This is a genomic window from Arthrobacter sp. TJ-265 (genome assembly GCF_058269135.1).
Map to the genome: position 1 here is coordinate 153987 of NZ_JBZCND010000004.1, position 14267 is coordinate 168253.

Genomic DNA, 14267 nt, shown 5'->3' on the forward strand with positions numbered 1-14267 from the left:
CTGCTCGCACCCGCCCCTCTCGGGCAGCGCCCCGACGGCAGCCGGGGCGCTGACCAGCCTACGTCGCCGAGCTGCCGGCCACCCGCAGCGAGCGGCAGGACGTCACCCGGCTGTCCGTGACCCGCCCGGTCCTGCGTCGGAGCCGGCCGTGCTCCCGGACGGCATCCTGGCTCCTCGACGGTGCCGTCCCGTCTCGCGGTAGACCTGCGCGCAGAAGAGGACCAGCAGGAGGGCGTGGGCCACATCGCCGCCGTAGTACATGAGCAGGGCCGCCTGCTCGGTGTCGGGAGGCATGCCGCCCCGCCCGGCCACGGAGTACAGGTGCTTAGCGACCAGTCCGTGCACGGCGATGGCCGCCACGACGACCGCCGCCCTGACCCAGGTAGGTGCGCGGTATGGATGGGGGTCTATCCCGATGACGGAATAGGCGAACAGGGTGCCGGATACCACGAAGTGGACGTGGAGGAGCGGCCCGAGCACGGCGTGGTGCAGTACCGCGAGCCCTGCGCCGTCCCAGTACAGAAGAGCCATGGGTACCGTGGCCAGGAGCATGGCGGTGAGGGGATGGGCGAGCAGCCGCAGCGCCGCCGTACGGACGATCCTGCTGTACGTGCGCCCCACCCGGCCCGGCACGGCCCGCAGGAAGACGGTGGCGGGAGCGCCGAGGACGAGCAGCAGTGGAACGATCATGCCCAGGACGAGATGGACGGCCATGTGCCCGGTGAAGGTCCCGGCGGCGGCCCGTGCCAGGGGGCCCGCTGTCACGGCGAGCCCGAGCGCCGTCCCGGACAGCCATGCGATCGAGTACCGGAGCGGACGGGCGCCGCGTCCGCGCAGGGCGGCGGCACGCCCGGCGGCGAGATACAGCACGGCGAGGCAGGCCCAGACGACGACGGCGGCCGCGTCCAGCGCGAAGGCGGTCGGATCACCGACGACGGGCGCCGGTGGTCCGGGGTGGTGCGGGCCGTCAGTCACGGTCCGTGGTGTCGCCCCCGCGTCCGGCGCGCCGGGCCGTCCTGAGCACGAGGAGTCCGGCGACCAGGAACACCACCGCGGCGCCGTTCCACAGCAGGTCGTACGGCAGGAGGTCGACGCCGTAGCGGATCTGGTGCAGGTCCAGGATCTTGTGGTGCATCAGGCCGTCGTACAGCTGGAAGGCGCCGATCCCCACGAGGGTTCCGCCCACCCACCGGCGGGTGTCCAGTGCGTTGCGGCGTCGGAGGTCGGCGAACAGGAAGAGCGACGCCACCGTCGCGAACCAGCTGAAGGCGTGGAAGAGGCCGTCGGACACGAGGCCGGCGCCGGGCGTCGACCGGTCGTAGAAGTGGTGCCAATGGAGCAGCTGGTGGAACACGGCCTCGTCGATGAAGGCGATGATCCCGCAGCCGAACAGGACCCCCACCAGCACGTTACGACGCCCGGAGGAACGCGCGCCCGCGCGGGGAGCGGATGCGGGAGGCCGGGTGGATGAGGCGATGGTATTCCCCGTCGTCGGGTGGGCTGGGATGATGTCCAGCGTGCCAGCGCAGCCGGGTGGGCGTCCACCGGTTTCCCGGCAGGCGGACCCCGGCTCCGGGTGGTATGACAAGCATCACGGGGAGCGCTGGAAGCCGCGTGCGCGCTGATTCCTGCCATTAGACTCAGGTGCTGCACACGCCCCACCGGGCACCAGACCCCCTCGAAGAACGGCATCGGCATGGCAACGGACTACGACGCACCGCGCAACAACGACGAGGACAAGGAAGCGGAATCCCTGGAGGCACTCCAGGCGAACCGCGGCAGCTCCGCCCAGTCGTCGTCGGTCGACGTCGAGGACGGCGACACCGCGGAGGGCATCGATCTGCCGGGTGCGGATCTCTCCGGCGAGGAACTCCTCATCCAGGTGATCCCGCCGCAGGAGGACGAGTTCACGTGTGCGTCCTGCTTCCTGGTCCGGCACCGCAGCCAGATCGCCCTCGAGAAGGACGGCCGGCAGTACTGCACCGACTGCGAGGGCTAGACCTCCCGCTGGTGCTGACGGACGGCGCTCCCTCGAGGGGGCCGTCCCGTTCCGCGGGCAGTCCTCAGGAGGCCTTCCCGCCGTACCACCAGTGCGCGTCCTCTCGCGGTGCCTGCCGCGGGAGTGGCAGGGTCATGACGACGACGGCGCGCCGGCGGGGGTGCGTGAGGAGCATCCTGATCACCGCGAGCAGCGCGGCGGGGATGGACACGAGGAGGACGACGGCGACCGCGTACACCGCGAGCGCCGCGTGGACCGGCGAATGGTGGAGCCCATCCACGAGGGCGCCGCTGCCCAGCCACAGCCACAGCCAGAACAGCCCGATGACGTAGAGCAGGGACCGGGCGCGCCTGTAGGGCAACGGATGGTGCACCCGCCTACGCGCCATATTCGTCTCCCGGATCGGTCCCTCGGGCCCGCCCAGGGCAGGACCACTGGAGGAAAGACTAGACCGGCATCCGGGATCTCCCGGAAATTGATACCGAATCGATATGTAGCGGGATCCGGGGTGTCCGGGAGCGGGGTCGCGGTGGCACCTACAGCGTCATCGCGGCTTTCGGCAGATCGGCATCGGTGGGTGCTTCGCCGAGCAGCCGGACGTGGTCGGGATTGAGGTCCCCGATCCGGTTCACGCCCAGGAGCTGCATGGTGCGGGCCGTCTGCGTGCCGAGGATCTCGAGGGTGCGGTCCACGCCTTTGCGGCCACCGGCCATGAGGCCGTACAGGTAGGCCCGGCCGATCAGGGTGAAGTCGGCGCCGAGTGCCATGGCGGCGACGACGTCCCCGCCGCTCATGATGCCCGTGTCGAGGATGATCGCCGTCCTGCCCTTCAGCTCGGCGGCGACGCGCGGCAGCAGGTGCAGGGGGACGGGCGCGCGGTCCAGCTGGCGCCCGCCGTGGTTGGACAGGATGATCCCGTCAGCACCGTGGTCCACCGCCTTCTTCGCGTCGTCGAGCGTCTGGATGCCCTTCACCACGAGGTTGCCCTTCCACACGCTGCGCAGCCAGTCGAGGTCCTCGAACGTGAGGGTGGGGTCGAACATCGAGTTGATGAGGTCCGCCACCGTGCCCGAGTAGCGGGAGAGGGAGGCGAAGGACAGCGGCTCGTGGGTGAGGAAGTTGAACCACCACGCAGGCCGGTACGAGGCATCCACGACGGTCTTCAGGGTCAAAGCCGGCGGGATGGTCATCCCGTTCCGGACATCCCGGAGGCGGGCCCCGGCGACCGCGGTGTCCACGGTGACCATGAGGGTGTCGTTGCCTGCCGCGGCGGCACGCGCGATGAGCTCCATGGAGCGGTCACGGTCCGTCCACAGATACAGCTGGAACCAGTTGCGCCCGTCCGGCGCCGACTGCGCCACGTCCTCGATGGATGCCGTGCCCATGGTCGAGAGCGTGTAGGGGATGCCCGCCGCCGCGGCCGCCCGGGACCCGGCGTACTCGCCCTCGGACTGCATCATGCGCGTGAAGCCGGTGGGGGCGATACCGAACGGCAGTGCGGAGTCCCTCCCGAGGATCGGGGTGACCGTGCTGACCGTCTCCACGTTCCGCAGGATGCCCGGCCGGAACTCGACGTCGAGGAACGCCTGGCGTGCACGCCCCAGGGAGATCTCGGCCTCCGCCGCACCGTCCGTGTAGTCGAAGGGCGCGGTGGGCGTGCGCCGCTTGGCCAGGTCGCGGAGATCCCAGACGGTGTTGGCACGCTGGAGGCGCCCGGCGGCGCCGAATTCCGGCTTCTTGAACTGCATGAGCGGTGCGAGGTCCGCGACCTTGGGGATCCGGCGCCTCAGGGCGGGAGGGATGGATGCACTCGAGGGTGTCTGCATGGTCTGCCTTTGCTCGTCGTCGGGCCGTGGCTCAGCCGGCGTCGTCGAGCGCCGAGTGAGGTCGGACCACAGATCCTACGGCGTGTGGTCCGACCACACAAGCTATGCTGGCGGCATGCGCAATCACCAGGTCGTGTCTGCATGGCTCGAGCAGGAACTCGCGGCCGGCCGGCTGGCCATCGGGTCCCGCCTGCCGGGGGAGCGCGCGATGGCGGAGCAGCTCGGCATCTCCCGTGCCTCCGTGCGGGAGGGGACACGCGTTCTGGAGGCGCTCGGCGTCGTCCGCGCCGGCGTGGGCTCCGGTCCGCAGGCCGGGACCGTCATCACCGGCAATCCCGCGCTGGCCCTCGACTCCGCCCTGCGGCTCCACGTCGCGAGCGCGCACCTGCCCGTCAAGGACGTCGTCGAGACGCGACTGCTGCTCGAGACGTGGGCGGCGGCCCACGCCTCCCCGGACTCGCCCGCCCTGGCGCGCGCGGCCCTCCTCCTCGACGAGATGGACCAGCACGACGACGGCCCGGACGGTTTCCTGGAGCGCGATGCACTCTTCCACGTAGCGCTCGCGGAGGCTGCCGGCAACGTGCTGATCGGCGCCATGATGGGATCGCTCCGCGGCTCGATCGCGGCGTACACGCAGCGGCTCACGGCCCGGCTCCCGGATTGGAGCACCACCTCCGACCGCCTCCGAAGGGAGCACCGCGCCATCCTGGACGCGGTGCTGGCCGGTCGGGGCGAAACGGCGGCGGACCTGGTCCGCGACCACATCGAGGGCTTCTACCGGGAGGCCGGCGTCCCCCGGGATGCAAGCGATTCCTTCCGACGCCAGGCGCTTTCCATCACGATGCCGAATACCTAGACTGCAGGGATCTGGTCGAGCAGCGGGCCATGGACCTTGATGTGGAGCAGGCCATGGATCATCTTCCTCACAGTCTCGAATATCCCACCGTGCGGCTGAACGGGGTGACGACCGTCCAGGAGGGTCGGCGCGCGCGCCTCCCCGGCCTCCTCCTGGGTGCGGAGGCCGACATCCCGGAGGATCTCCGCGAGGTGCCGACCCGCCGGCTGAGGATCCTCTGCAACAGCATCTACCAGCGGCTCGATGCGGACCGTCCCTCCCCCGAGAGCCGGGAGCGCTACCACGCCGTCGTCGAGGAACTCGAACGGCGGGAAGCCCGGGCGGAGCAGCCGGATCCGCCTTCGGGGCTCCGCGGCACTGCCGTGATCCTTCCGCTCGTGCCGGGCACGGGGCGCCGTCGGCTCCGCCTGCCGGGGGCCGCTCGTGCCGCAGGACGGGATCGCCGATGACGTCCGTCGAGGTCCTCTCCGAAGCCTTCTCCCGGCTGCCGGGCCTCGTCCGCAGCGCCGTGCGCGGCCTCGATGCCGACCAGTTGTCCCTCCGGCCGGGTGGATCCGCGAACCCGGTCGCGTGGCTCGTCTGGCACCTCACGCGGGTGGCGGACAGCCACCTCGCCGAGGCGTTCGGCCACGAGCAGGTGTGGCTGGCCGACGGCTTCGCCGACCGCTGGGACCTCGCGCTGGACCGGGAGGACACCGGCTACGGGCACTCGCGGGACCAGGTCGACGCCGTCCGCGTGGCGTCCGCGCAGCAACTGCTGGACTACTTCGACGCAGTCCATCGGATCTCCCGGACCCTCGTGGCGGACCTCGACGAGGAGGACCTCCACCGGGTGGTCGACGAGCGCTGGGATCCGCCGGTCACCCTGCTCGTCCGGCTCGTGAGCGTGCTCGACGACGCCGTGCAGCACGCCGGCCAGGCCGCGTACGCCCGCGGGATCATCCTCGCCGATCGACGGCGCTAGCCGAGGCCCGTCTGCCGCAGCGTGATGTTGAGCCGCCCCTCGAAGCCGATACCGGCCGGCGCCGTCCCGGGAAGGGTCCGCAGGACACCGTGGTAGGCGAAGCGTGAGGGTCCGCCGAAGACGAAGAGATCACCGGAGGCGAGCTGCACGTCCTCCCAGGGGCGGTTCCTGTTCTCCGTGTTGCCGAACCGGAACACGCACGTTGCACCGAGGCTGAGGGAGACGACCGGGGCGCTGATCCGTTCCTCGCGGTCCTGGTGCATGCCCATCCGGGCCGCGTCGTCGTAGTAGTTCACGAGTGCGGCGTCGGGCTCGTAGGAGGAGCCCGCCTCCTCACCGTAGGCCGCCGTCACGGCGTCGCGGCCCAGCGCGCGCAGCACCTCCGGAAAGGGTGCGACGGCGGCGCCTCCGACGTCGTCGGCCGTACGGCTGTACCGGTACGGCAGCCAGTGCCAGCCGAGGCTCACGCTCTTCACGGACATCACGCCGCCGTTCGGCATGGTCACGGCGCGCATCGGGACGGGCCCGCTCGCCCAGGAGCGGCAGAGGTCCACCAGGCGGCGCTGCCGGTCGGGGTCCAGCCAGTCGGGGACGTGCACGGCGCCGGGCGCGAGCTCCCGCCGCGGGCGCGGAATCAGGGCGTCGAACGGATCGGTCACCCCACCATTGTGCTCCGGCCGGCGCGCTGTACCCGCAGCAGCACGCGATTCCGCCGGAGCGTCTACCCCGCCACGGGAGCCTGGAACTCCGCCGGCCGCATCTCCCCCGCCTCGACGGGAGCGTCGACGACGTTCGCGCCGACCGGTGCGGGGCAGGTCCCGTAGAGCGTGAAGGCGCTGGGGTAGTTGATCGCCCGGTTGAAGTCCAGGACGACCCCGCCGTCCGGGCGGGGCCGGCGCGTGGTCACCTTGCGCCAGGCCGCGGTGGTGACGCCGTTCGTCGTGTCGTGGAAGGTGATCGAGAGCGCCCCGGACCCGTCCTGGCCCGCGCGGAGCCGGAACCGGCGGTGGTCGCCGGGAAGGGAGAAGACCACCTCGCCGGCCGTCTCGTGCACTCCCGGCACGTCAGGGTGGGCGGTGGCGATCGGCTCGTGCAGGGGATCCCCGTACGGTTCGAACCGTCCCTCCACCACGAGATCGGGCCGGTGGTCGAAGGTCGGCACGCCGGTGAAGCCGGTGAGCGTGGGCGAGGAGGCATCCCTGGTCCGGATGGCATAGCGGCCGGCGCGGCGCGCGAGTTCGACGACGACCCGGCGCCCGTCCTCACCGCCGTGCGCCACCCACATCAGCGATTCCTCGTCGGCGACGGTCGCCGTGATCGTCCCCTCCAGGATCCTGCCGCCGGCCGGGTCGGTCAGATCGGTCAGGCCGTCCGACGTCCCTGCGGTCAGCTGCGCGGCGTCGCCCGTGGAGGACCAGAGCCCCGGCACGACGTCGACCCGGGCCGGCTCGCTGCCGAGCCACTGGAAGGACGTCAGGCTCAGCCAGCCGTGCTCCTCGGCCAGGGCCGCATCACGGGCGTTCCGGAAACGGCGCCAGCGTTCCTCCGGGGTCTTGACGTCGCTCACGGGTGCTCCTTGTCCTGCGGGTCGTTTGTGGGCTGTAACCCGTCATGGGGGCGGGGGATTCCCCGGGACCGTATCTCCCCGGTGCTTTCTCTGAGAGGATGGGCATCCGCGCGGCACGGTCGAATCCGGAGGACCAGGCATGAGTTCAGCAAAGGCAGCCCCCGGTGACGCGGTGCTCGACGGCGCCCCCGCCCTCGAAGCGCCGGCCATCCCGGTCCCGAATCCCCTCGCCGAGGGCGACGCCCCCGTGCTCCTGCCGCATCCGGACCAGCCGACGTGGCGCGAGGACTACCCGTACGAGAAGCGGATGACGGAACGGGAGTACCAGAAGGCCAAGCGGGCCCTCCAGATCGAACTGCTCAAGATGCAGGGGTGGGTCAGGGCGAACGAGGCCAAGGTGGCGCTGGTGTTCGAGGGCCGTGACGCGGCCGGCAAGGGCGGAACCATCAAGCGCTTCATGGAGAACCTGAATCCCCGCGGAGCGAGGATCGTCGCCCTGGACAAGCCGAGCGACAAGGAGAAGACGCAGTGGTACTTCCAGCGCTACGTCTCCACGCTCCCCTCGGGCGGCGAGATCGTCCTGTTCGACCGGTCGTGGTACAACCGGGCAGGGGTGGAGCGTGTGATGGGGTTCTGCTCGCCCACGGAGTATCTCGAGTTCATGCGGCAGGCCCCGGAATTCGAGCGCATGCTCGTCCGCAGCGACACGCACCTCATCAAGTTCTGGTTCTCGGTGTCGCAGGCGGAACAGCGGCGTCGCTTCGCCAAGCGCCACACGGACCCGGTGCGACGCTGGAAGCTCAGCCCCATGGACCTGCAGTCCCTCGACAAGTGGGACGAGTACACGGCGGCCAAGGAGGCCATGTTCTTCTACACGAACACGGCGGACGCCCCGTGGACGGTCATCAAGAGCAATGACAAGAAGCGGGCCCGGATCGAGGCGATGCGCTACGTCCTGTACGTCCTCGACTACAACGAGAAGGACCACGACGTCGTCGGCACGCCCGATCCGTTGATCGTCGGGACGGGGCCGCACTCGGGCGTCTTCGAGGCCGGAGAGCAGTCCACCCACCTGTTCCCCACGCTCTGACGGCAGCGGTGGCCCTGGGTCGGGCTGCCGGTCAGGTGCCGGTCAGCCGCTGAAACCGGCCGTGGCGCCGAGTCCCACGATGACGAGGACGAAGAACAGGATCCCGAACAGGATCGCGAGACCGTAGAGCGCCGTGACGATCCAGCCCAGGACCTTGCCTGCTGTCGCGGGCACGCCGAGGCGCTCCGCCTTCCGGGCCTGCCAGATGGCCAGCGGCCCGAGGACGATGCCCGCCACGAAGAAGCCCACCAGACCGAGGATCAGGGAGAGCTGGGCCGCCTTCTCGCCCTCCATCGTCTGGTACGAGGACTGGTAGAGACCCGACGGATAGCTGCCGGTCTGCTGGTAGGGGCTGCTGCCGGGCTGGTTCGGCGGGTAGCCGCCGGCAGGGCCGTAGGCGCCGCCGTCGTACGGATTCCTGTGGCCGGGGGAGGGGAGTTCACTGGGATAGGGATCCTGGGACATCGTGGTTCTCCTGGTCGGCTCGGCGGTCCCGGATGACGCAACCCCGGGAAGACCATCATCCCGCGTCGAGGGCGCCGGCGCACCTCACACGTGCGCGGGATCCTCCGCGTCCGCGCGCTGCTGGGCTCCGAGGCGGGAATGCCGGTGGCCGTACGCGAAGTAGAGGGCGAAGCCGAGCACGAGCCACCCTGCGAAGAACACCCACGTGATGGTGGCGAGGTTGAACATCAGATAGAGGCAGAGCAGGGCGGATGCGATCGGGATGACACTGCCGAACGGGACGCGGAACGCCGGCGTGAGGTCCGGACGCCTGCGCCGCAGGACGATGATCCCGAGGCTCACCGTGATGAAGGCGGACAGCGTGCCGATGTTGATCATCTCGGCGAGGACCTCCACCTGGGTGAACCCGGCGAGCAGGGCGACGACGACCCCGCAGAGCACCTGGGTCCGCGCCGGCGTCCCGTGCTTGTCCGAGGTGCGGCTGAGGGCGCGCGGCATCAGCCCGTCACGGCTGAGCGCGAAGATCACGCGCGCCAGGCCCATCAGCAGCACCATGATCACGGTGGTCAGTCCGATGAGGCTGCCCACCGAGATGACGCCGGCGGCCCAGTCCGCGCCGACCAGCTGGAAGGCGGTGGCGAGCGACGGCGCACCGGAGGCTCCGAGCTCGGTGTAGGACACCATGCCGGTCACGACCAGGGTCACCAGGATGTACAGGACGCTGACGACGGCGAGGCCCGCGAAGATGCCACGGGGGAGGGTGCGGCTCGGATCCTCGACCTCCTCGGCGGAGGTGGCGACGACGTCGAACCCGATGAACGCGAAGAACACCAGTGCTGCTCCCGAGATGATGCCGGTGAAACCGAAGGCGGCCGGTGTCGCCCCGCTGAGGAAGGAGAGGAAGGGCTGGTCTGCCCAGCCGGTTCCGCCGTCCGTCGCAGGCTCGGAGGCCGGGACGAACGGCGTGTAGTTCCCGGGATCGACGTAGAAGAAGCCGACGACGATGACGAACAGCACGATGCCGATCTTGATGACCGTGAAGACGCTGTTGACCCGCGCGGAGAGCTTGGTGCCCCAGACCAGGACGGCGGTGAAGACCGCGACGATCAGCAGCGGACCCCAGGCGAGGTCGACGCCCAGCAGGCCGACCTCGGCGGGGACGTCGAGGTCGAGGGCGTTGAAGAGATCGGACAGGTACACGCCCCAGAACTTCGCGATGACGGCGGCGGCCATGAGCAGTTCGAGGATCAGGTTCCAGCCGATGATCCAGGCGATCAGCTCACCCATCGTGGCGTAGGTGAAGACGTAGGCGCTTCCCGCGACCGGCAGCGCCGTCGCGAACTCGGCGTAGCACATGATCGCGAGGGCGCACGTGATCGCGGCGAGGACGAAGGAGATGGTCACCGCGGGGCCGGCGTTGAAGGCGGCGGCCTGTGCGCCCACCGAGAAGATCCCCGCGCCCACGGCGACGGCGACGCCCATGACCATGAGGTCCCACGTGGTGAGGGACCGCTTGAGGCCGCGCCCCTTCTCGTCGGAGTCCTTGATCGACTGCTCGATGGACTTGGTCCGGAAGAGGTCCATGGGGCAGGTCCTTCAGTGGTGGGGGTGGAGGGTCCGCGGTCGTGGAGAGGCCGCGCACCTGTCGAGGATAGGAGCTGATCGGGCCTGCCGCACGTTCGTGACGCGGGCGGCAGGCCCCTGATCGATGCGGCGGAGGCTAGGCCTGCCGCTTCAGGAAGGCGTGGCGCGGGCTGTCCGGGTTCATGAGCGAGTGCTTCCTGCCGTAGAAGAAGTAGATGGCGAGGCCGATCAGGAGCCACACGCCGAACCGCAGCCACGTCTCTCCGTCCAGTTGCAGCATCAGGAACAGCGACGCGAGGACGCCGAACGCGGGGACGATCGGCATCAGTGGCAGCTTGAACGTGCGGGGAACCTCGGGACGGGTGCGCCGCAGCACGATCACCGCGATGCAGACCACGACGAACGCCGCGAGGATGCCGATGTTGGTGAGGTCGGCGACGGCGCGGATCGGGAACACCCCGGCGAGGAACGCCGAGGCGATCCCGGCGATCCAGGTGACGCGCTGCGGCGTGCCGTGGCGGTCCGTCGTCGAGAACCAGGCCGGCAGGAGCCCGTCGCGGCTCATCGAGAACCAGACGCGCGTGACACCGAGGAGGAAGGTCAGCATGACGGTGAGGATGGAGATCACGGCGAAGGCCGAGATGATCGTCGCGACGACGGGGAGGCCGACGAACTGGAAGGCCGAGGCGAAGCCGGCGGTCGGGCTGATGTCCTTGTAGTTCTGCATCCCGGTGAGGACGAGGGTCGCCAGGACGTACAGGATCATCGCGATGAGGAGGGACAGGAGGATGGCCTTCGGCATGTGCTTCTTGCCGTCCTTGGCCTCCTCGGCGGCGGTGCTCATGGCGTCGTACCCGAACATGGCGAAGAACACGGTGGCGGCGCCGGCGAACACGGCCCCGAAGCCGGAGGGGACGAACGGCGAGTAGTTGTCGACGTTCACGTAGAAGAAGCCGAGGCCCACGATGCCGAGGATGAGCAGGATCTTCAGGCCTACCGCGACGAGCTCGAACCGCCCGAAGGTCTTGGTGCCGCGGCTGAGGATGAAGGTGACGAGCAGGCAGACCACGATCGCGGGCATGTTGACGACGCCGCCCTCGATCGTGTCCGGCGTTCCCTGCATCCAGGTGGGTACGGTGACGCCGATGCCGGACATGAACTCGGTGAAGTACCCCGAGATGCCGATCGCCACGACGGCCACGATGGCGATGTACTCGAGGAGCAGGTCCCAGCCGATGAACCAGCCGACGATCTCACCGAGGGCCACGTACCCGTAGGTGTAGGCGGAGCCGGCGCGGGGGATCATCCCGGCGAACTCGGCGTAGGACAGCGCCGCCGCTGCGCTGGCCAGGCCCGCGATGAGGAACGAGATGAGCACGGCCGGGCCCACCGGCTCGCCGTCCGGGCCGCCGTTCGCGACGAGTCCGGCGAGCGTGAAGATCCCGACGCCGATGATGCCGCCGACGCCGATGGCGGTCAGCTGCCAGAGGCCGAGGCTCTTGAACAGGGTCGAGCGGCCCGTCTCGTCCTCGACGTTGTCGATCGGTTTGCGCCGCAACACCGATCGTGGGTTCTGCAGGGCTGATGAATCCGACATCGTCGTCCGTTCCTAGGGGGTGCTCGTGTGCACCCCCCAGTATGGAGCGGGCCGTTGGTGAGGGGAAATCATTATTCCTGACGACAATTCGTCAGTTCTGCTTATCCTTCGGCGGCCGCCCGGCGGCGGAGGCCGTCCAGGACGAGGCCGAGGTACCGTTCGAAGCCCGCGTCCCGGCCCGTGGGGGCGGCCGTCACGGCCCCCGGGGGCAGTGATCCCAGCATGCGGACGAGCACCAGGACGTCCTCACCGGTGAGGTCCGGCCGCGCGCCGTCGTCCCTCAACCGTGCGGCGAACTCCTCCGCCGCCGGAGCGATCCGACGCCGCAGCATCGCGAGTCCCGCCGACACGAAGCCGGGGTCGTGCAGCAGGTCCCGCAGCCCGCGGTCCTCGAGCTGCATGCGGGCGGCGGAGCCGATGAACAGCCGTGCTGCCGCCCAGGAGTCCTCGAGCGCGAGGGCCTCGGACACCGTCGCGTCGACGTCCGTCACGCGCTCCTCGAGGATGGCCTCGATGAGGGTGCGGCGATCGGGGAACCGGCGGTACACGGTTCCTACGCCCACCCCGGCCTCACGGGCGATGTCCTCGAAACTGCACTCCGCGCCATGGACGGCGAACATGCGCCGGGCCGCGGCGAGGACCACCTCGCGATTGTGCCGGGCATCCCGCCGGAGCGGCCGGAGGGCGGGTGGCGGGCCGGCGCCGGGTCCGGGCTGCTCAGGTGGTGACGCCACGGGTGGCTGTCCGGTGGAGGCGGAACGTCAGGAAGAGCCGGTGTGCGGTGATCACGACGGCGAGCCAGGCGACCCCGAGCGTCCAGGCGACCAGGACGTCCGTGAGCCAGTGGTGGCCGAGGTAGACCCGGCTGAGGCCCATGGTCACGGCGAAGACGACGGCGAGGGCGACGGTCAGCGCCCGGGTGCGCTTGCGCTGCTGCCGCAGGACCAGCAGGTATGCCACGATGCCGGCGATCACGACGGCGTTGAGGGAGTGCCCGCTGGGGAACGACGGCGACGATTCGTAGGGCGGGACCGCCAGGTCCATGGGCGGACGCAGGCGGCCGATCGCATCCTTGCCGGCGACCGTCATGAGCAGGGAGCCGAACGCCGCGGCCGGCAGCAGGATCACCGGCGTCCAGGAGCGGCGGTGGACAGCGAGCAGCACCATCACCGAGACGGCGAGGATGGGCATGCCGATCGGTCCGCCGATGTTGGTGTAGCCGGTGATGAAGGCGTCGAACCAGCCCTCGCGCAGCGACACGGCGAGGTCGAGGGCCGGCTGATCCAGGGCCGCGACGCCGTCGGCCTCCACCACCGATTCGTACACTTCGGCCGACGCCGCGGTCAGGGCCGCGGCCACCCCGCCGCCGATCGCGATGAGGAGCAGCAGGGCGGCATGCGGACCGGCCCAGCGGGCGAGGGGGCGGACGCACCGGACGAGGAACCGGCCCACCGGCGACGTCCACCGGGTGAGGTCTCGTGGTCCGACGTATTGGTCCTGGTGCGCTGGCATCCACCGACTCTATGCTGCGGCCCGGGCAGGGGCATCCCGGGGCCCGGCCGGCGACGCCGGGTTGCGTGGTCGCCCGTCGGGGTGTCGGCGGGCACGAGGGCTAGGCTGGCCGCATGAGCGATCCAGGCATGATCCGCGACATCATCCGCGGCGTCCCAGTGTTCCCCGACGAGATGCCGCCCTTCGATCCGGGAGCAGCCCCCGATTCCCCGATCCCGCTGTTCGTCGAGTGGCTGCAGCGGGCGGTGGAGGACGGCGTCGCGGCGCCGCACGCGCTCACCCTCGCGACGGTGGGGGAGGACGGCCTGCCGGATGCGCGCGTCGTGATCCTGAAGGACCTCACGCCCGCCGGATGGGAGGTGGCTTCCAGCAGCGACAGTCCGAAGGGACGGCAGCTGGCGGACCATCCCTCCGCCGCGCTGACCTTCTTCTGGCCGGAGGCCGGCCGCCAGGTGCGGATCCGCGGCTCGGTCTCCACCGGCACCGCACAGGAGAACGACGCCGACTTCCAGCGCCGCCACCCGGTGGCCCGCGCCCTGGTGCTGGCCGGCAGCCAGAGCTCGGTGGTGCGCAGCAGGAGCGACGTCGACACCGCCGTGGCGGAACAGGTGCGCCGCATCGAGGCGGCGGACGGCCTCGTGTCGACCACCTGGACGGTCTTCATCGTGGCACCCGACGCGGTCGAGTTCTGGCAGGCCGACCAGGAGCGGCGCCACACCCGCCTGTTGTACAGCCGGTTCGGTGAGGGCTGGCGCCGGGAGATGCTCTGGCCCTAGGGCTGCACCGTCCGCCGCGTCACCCGGGCCG

At 70.3% G+C, this 14267-nt stretch carries 17 protein-coding genes; 6 read left to right on the forward strand and 11 right to left on the reverse strand.

Annotation, left to right across the window (positions count from 1 at the left end; translation table 11 throughout):
* Window positions 1-102 precede the first annotated feature (102 nt).
* On the reverse strand, window positions 103-975 hold the full coding sequence (locus AC4D2E_RS14545) for a cytochrome c oxidase assembly protein (RefSeq protein WP_490953072.1): 873 nt from the start codon (window positions 973-975) through the stop codon (window positions 103-105).
* The gene (locus tag AC4D2E_RS14550; protein ID WP_490953073.1) at window positions 968-1402 is read right to left on the reverse strand and encodes a DUF2243 domain-containing protein; all 435 of its coding nucleotides are present in this window, start codon (window positions 1400-1402) and stop codon (window positions 968-970) included. Before AC4D2E_RS14550 ends, AC4D2E_RS14545 begins: the two co-directional genes overlap by 8 nt.
* A gap of 294 nt (window positions 1403-1696) precedes the next feature.
* Here AC4D2E_RS14550 and AC4D2E_RS14555 point away from each other — a divergent pair, with 294 nt between their 5' ends.
* Window positions 1697-1999, forward strand: a complete 303-nt coding sequence (locus AC4D2E_RS14555) for a DUF4193 domain-containing protein (RefSeq protein ID WP_490953074.1) — start codon at window positions 1697-1699, stop codon at window positions 1997-1999.
* Between the two features lie 64 nt (window positions 2000-2063).
* Here AC4D2E_RS14555 and AC4D2E_RS14560 read toward each other — a convergent pair whose 3' ends face one another.
* Both AC4D2E_RS14560 and AC4D2E_RS14565 read right to left on the reverse strand, forming a co-directional pair.
* The gene (locus AC4D2E_RS14560) at window positions 2064-2387 is read right to left on the reverse strand and encodes a hypothetical protein (RefSeq protein WP_490953075.1); all 324 of its coding nucleotides are present in this window, start codon (window positions 2385-2387) and stop codon (window positions 2064-2066) included.
* Window positions 2388-2535: 148 nt separating this feature from the next.
* The gene (locus AC4D2E_RS14565) at window positions 2536-3825 is read right to left on the reverse strand and encodes an alpha-hydroxy acid oxidase (RefSeq protein WP_490953076.1); all 1290 of its coding nucleotides are present in this window, start codon (window positions 3823-3825) and stop codon (window positions 2536-2538) included.
* Window positions 3826-3940: 115 nt separating this feature from the next.
* Between AC4D2E_RS14565 and AC4D2E_RS14570 the strand changes: the two genes are divergently transcribed.
* The 3 genes from AC4D2E_RS14570 to AC4D2E_RS14580 are packed head-to-tail and all read left to right on the forward strand — an operon-like array spanning window position 3941 to window position 5645.
* Complete coding sequence (locus AC4D2E_RS14570; protein ID WP_490910241.1) at window positions 3941-4681, forward strand: FadR/GntR family transcriptional regulator; 741 nt, start codon at window positions 3941-3943, stop codon at window positions 4679-4681.
* Window positions 4682-4710: 29 nt separating this feature from the next.
* Window positions 4711-5130, forward strand: a complete 420-nt coding sequence (locus AC4D2E_RS14575; protein WP_490910240.1) for a hypothetical protein — start codon at window positions 4711-4713, stop codon at window positions 5128-5130.
* Complete coding sequence (locus AC4D2E_RS14580) at window positions 5127-5645, forward strand: mycothiol transferase (RefSeq protein WP_490910239.1); 519 nt, start codon at window positions 5127-5129, stop codon at window positions 5643-5645. The genes AC4D2E_RS14575 and AC4D2E_RS14580 overlap by 4 nt, the downstream gene beginning before the upstream one ends.
* Here AC4D2E_RS14580 and AC4D2E_RS14585 read toward each other — a convergent pair.
* Complete coding sequence (locus tag AC4D2E_RS14585) at window positions 5642-6304, reverse strand: alpha-ketoglutarate-dependent dioxygenase AlkB family protein (RefSeq protein ID WP_490953077.1); 663 nt, start codon at window positions 6302-6304, stop codon at window positions 5642-5644. The two genes, AC4D2E_RS14580 and AC4D2E_RS14585, sit on opposite strands and share 4 nt — an antisense overlap.
* A 62-nt stretch (window positions 6305-6366) precedes the next feature.
* Entirely contained in the window at window positions 6367-7212 is an 846-nt protein-coding gene (locus AC4D2E_RS14590; RefSeq protein ID WP_490910237.1) for a DUF1684 domain-containing protein, read from the reverse strand.
* 139 nt (window positions 7213-7351) lie between these two features.
* On the opposite strand from AC4D2E_RS14590, the gene ppk2 reads away from it, so the two are divergent.
* A complete protein-coding gene (ppk2, locus tag AC4D2E_RS14595) occupies window positions 7352-8302 on the forward strand; it encodes a polyphosphate kinase 2 (RefSeq protein ID WP_490953078.1) in 951 nt (316 codons plus the stop codon).
* A gap of 42 nt (window positions 8303-8344) precedes the next feature.
* On the opposite strand, the gene AC4D2E_RS14600 is transcribed toward ppk2, so the two are convergent.
* The 5 genes from AC4D2E_RS14600 to AC4D2E_RS14620 all read right to left on the reverse strand — a co-directional run bounded on the left by AC4D2E_RS14600 (window position 8345) and on the right by AC4D2E_RS14620 (window position 13460).
* Window positions 8345-8767 (reverse strand): DUF4190 domain-containing protein, encoded by a 423-nt coding sequence (locus tag AC4D2E_RS14600; protein WP_104167843.1) that lies wholly within the window; start codon window positions 8765-8767, stop codon window positions 8345-8347.
* Between the two features lie 84 nt (window positions 8768-8851).
* A complete protein-coding gene (locus tag AC4D2E_RS14605; RefSeq protein WP_490953079.1) occupies window positions 8852-10351 on the reverse strand; it encodes an APC family permease in 1500 nt (499 codons plus the stop codon).
* Between the two features lie 136 nt (window positions 10352-10487).
* Window positions 10488-11948, reverse strand: a complete 1461-nt coding sequence (locus tag AC4D2E_RS14610; RefSeq protein WP_490953080.1) for an amino acid permease — start codon at window positions 11946-11948, stop codon at window positions 10488-10490.
* A gap of 101 nt (window positions 11949-12049) precedes the next feature.
* Window positions 12050-12682 carry a TetR/AcrR family transcriptional regulator gene (locus AC4D2E_RS14615; protein ID WP_490953081.1) on the reverse strand — a complete coding sequence of 211 codons (633 nt, stop codon included), beginning with the start codon at window positions 12680-12682 and terminating at the stop codon, window positions 12050-12052.
* Entirely contained in the window at window positions 12666-13460 is a 795-nt protein-coding gene (locus AC4D2E_RS14620) for a phosphatase PAP2 family protein (RefSeq protein WP_490910233.1), read from the reverse strand. Before AC4D2E_RS14620 ends, AC4D2E_RS14615 begins: the two co-directional genes overlap by 17 nt.
* Window positions 13461-13573: 113 nt before the next feature.
* Between AC4D2E_RS14620 and AC4D2E_RS14625 the strand changes: the two genes are divergently transcribed.
* Window positions 13574-14236, forward strand: a complete 663-nt coding sequence (locus AC4D2E_RS14625; RefSeq protein WP_490910232.1) for a pyridoxine/pyridoxamine 5'-phosphate oxidase — start codon at window positions 13574-13576, stop codon at window positions 14234-14236.
* Window positions 14237-14267: the final 31 nt, after the last annotated feature.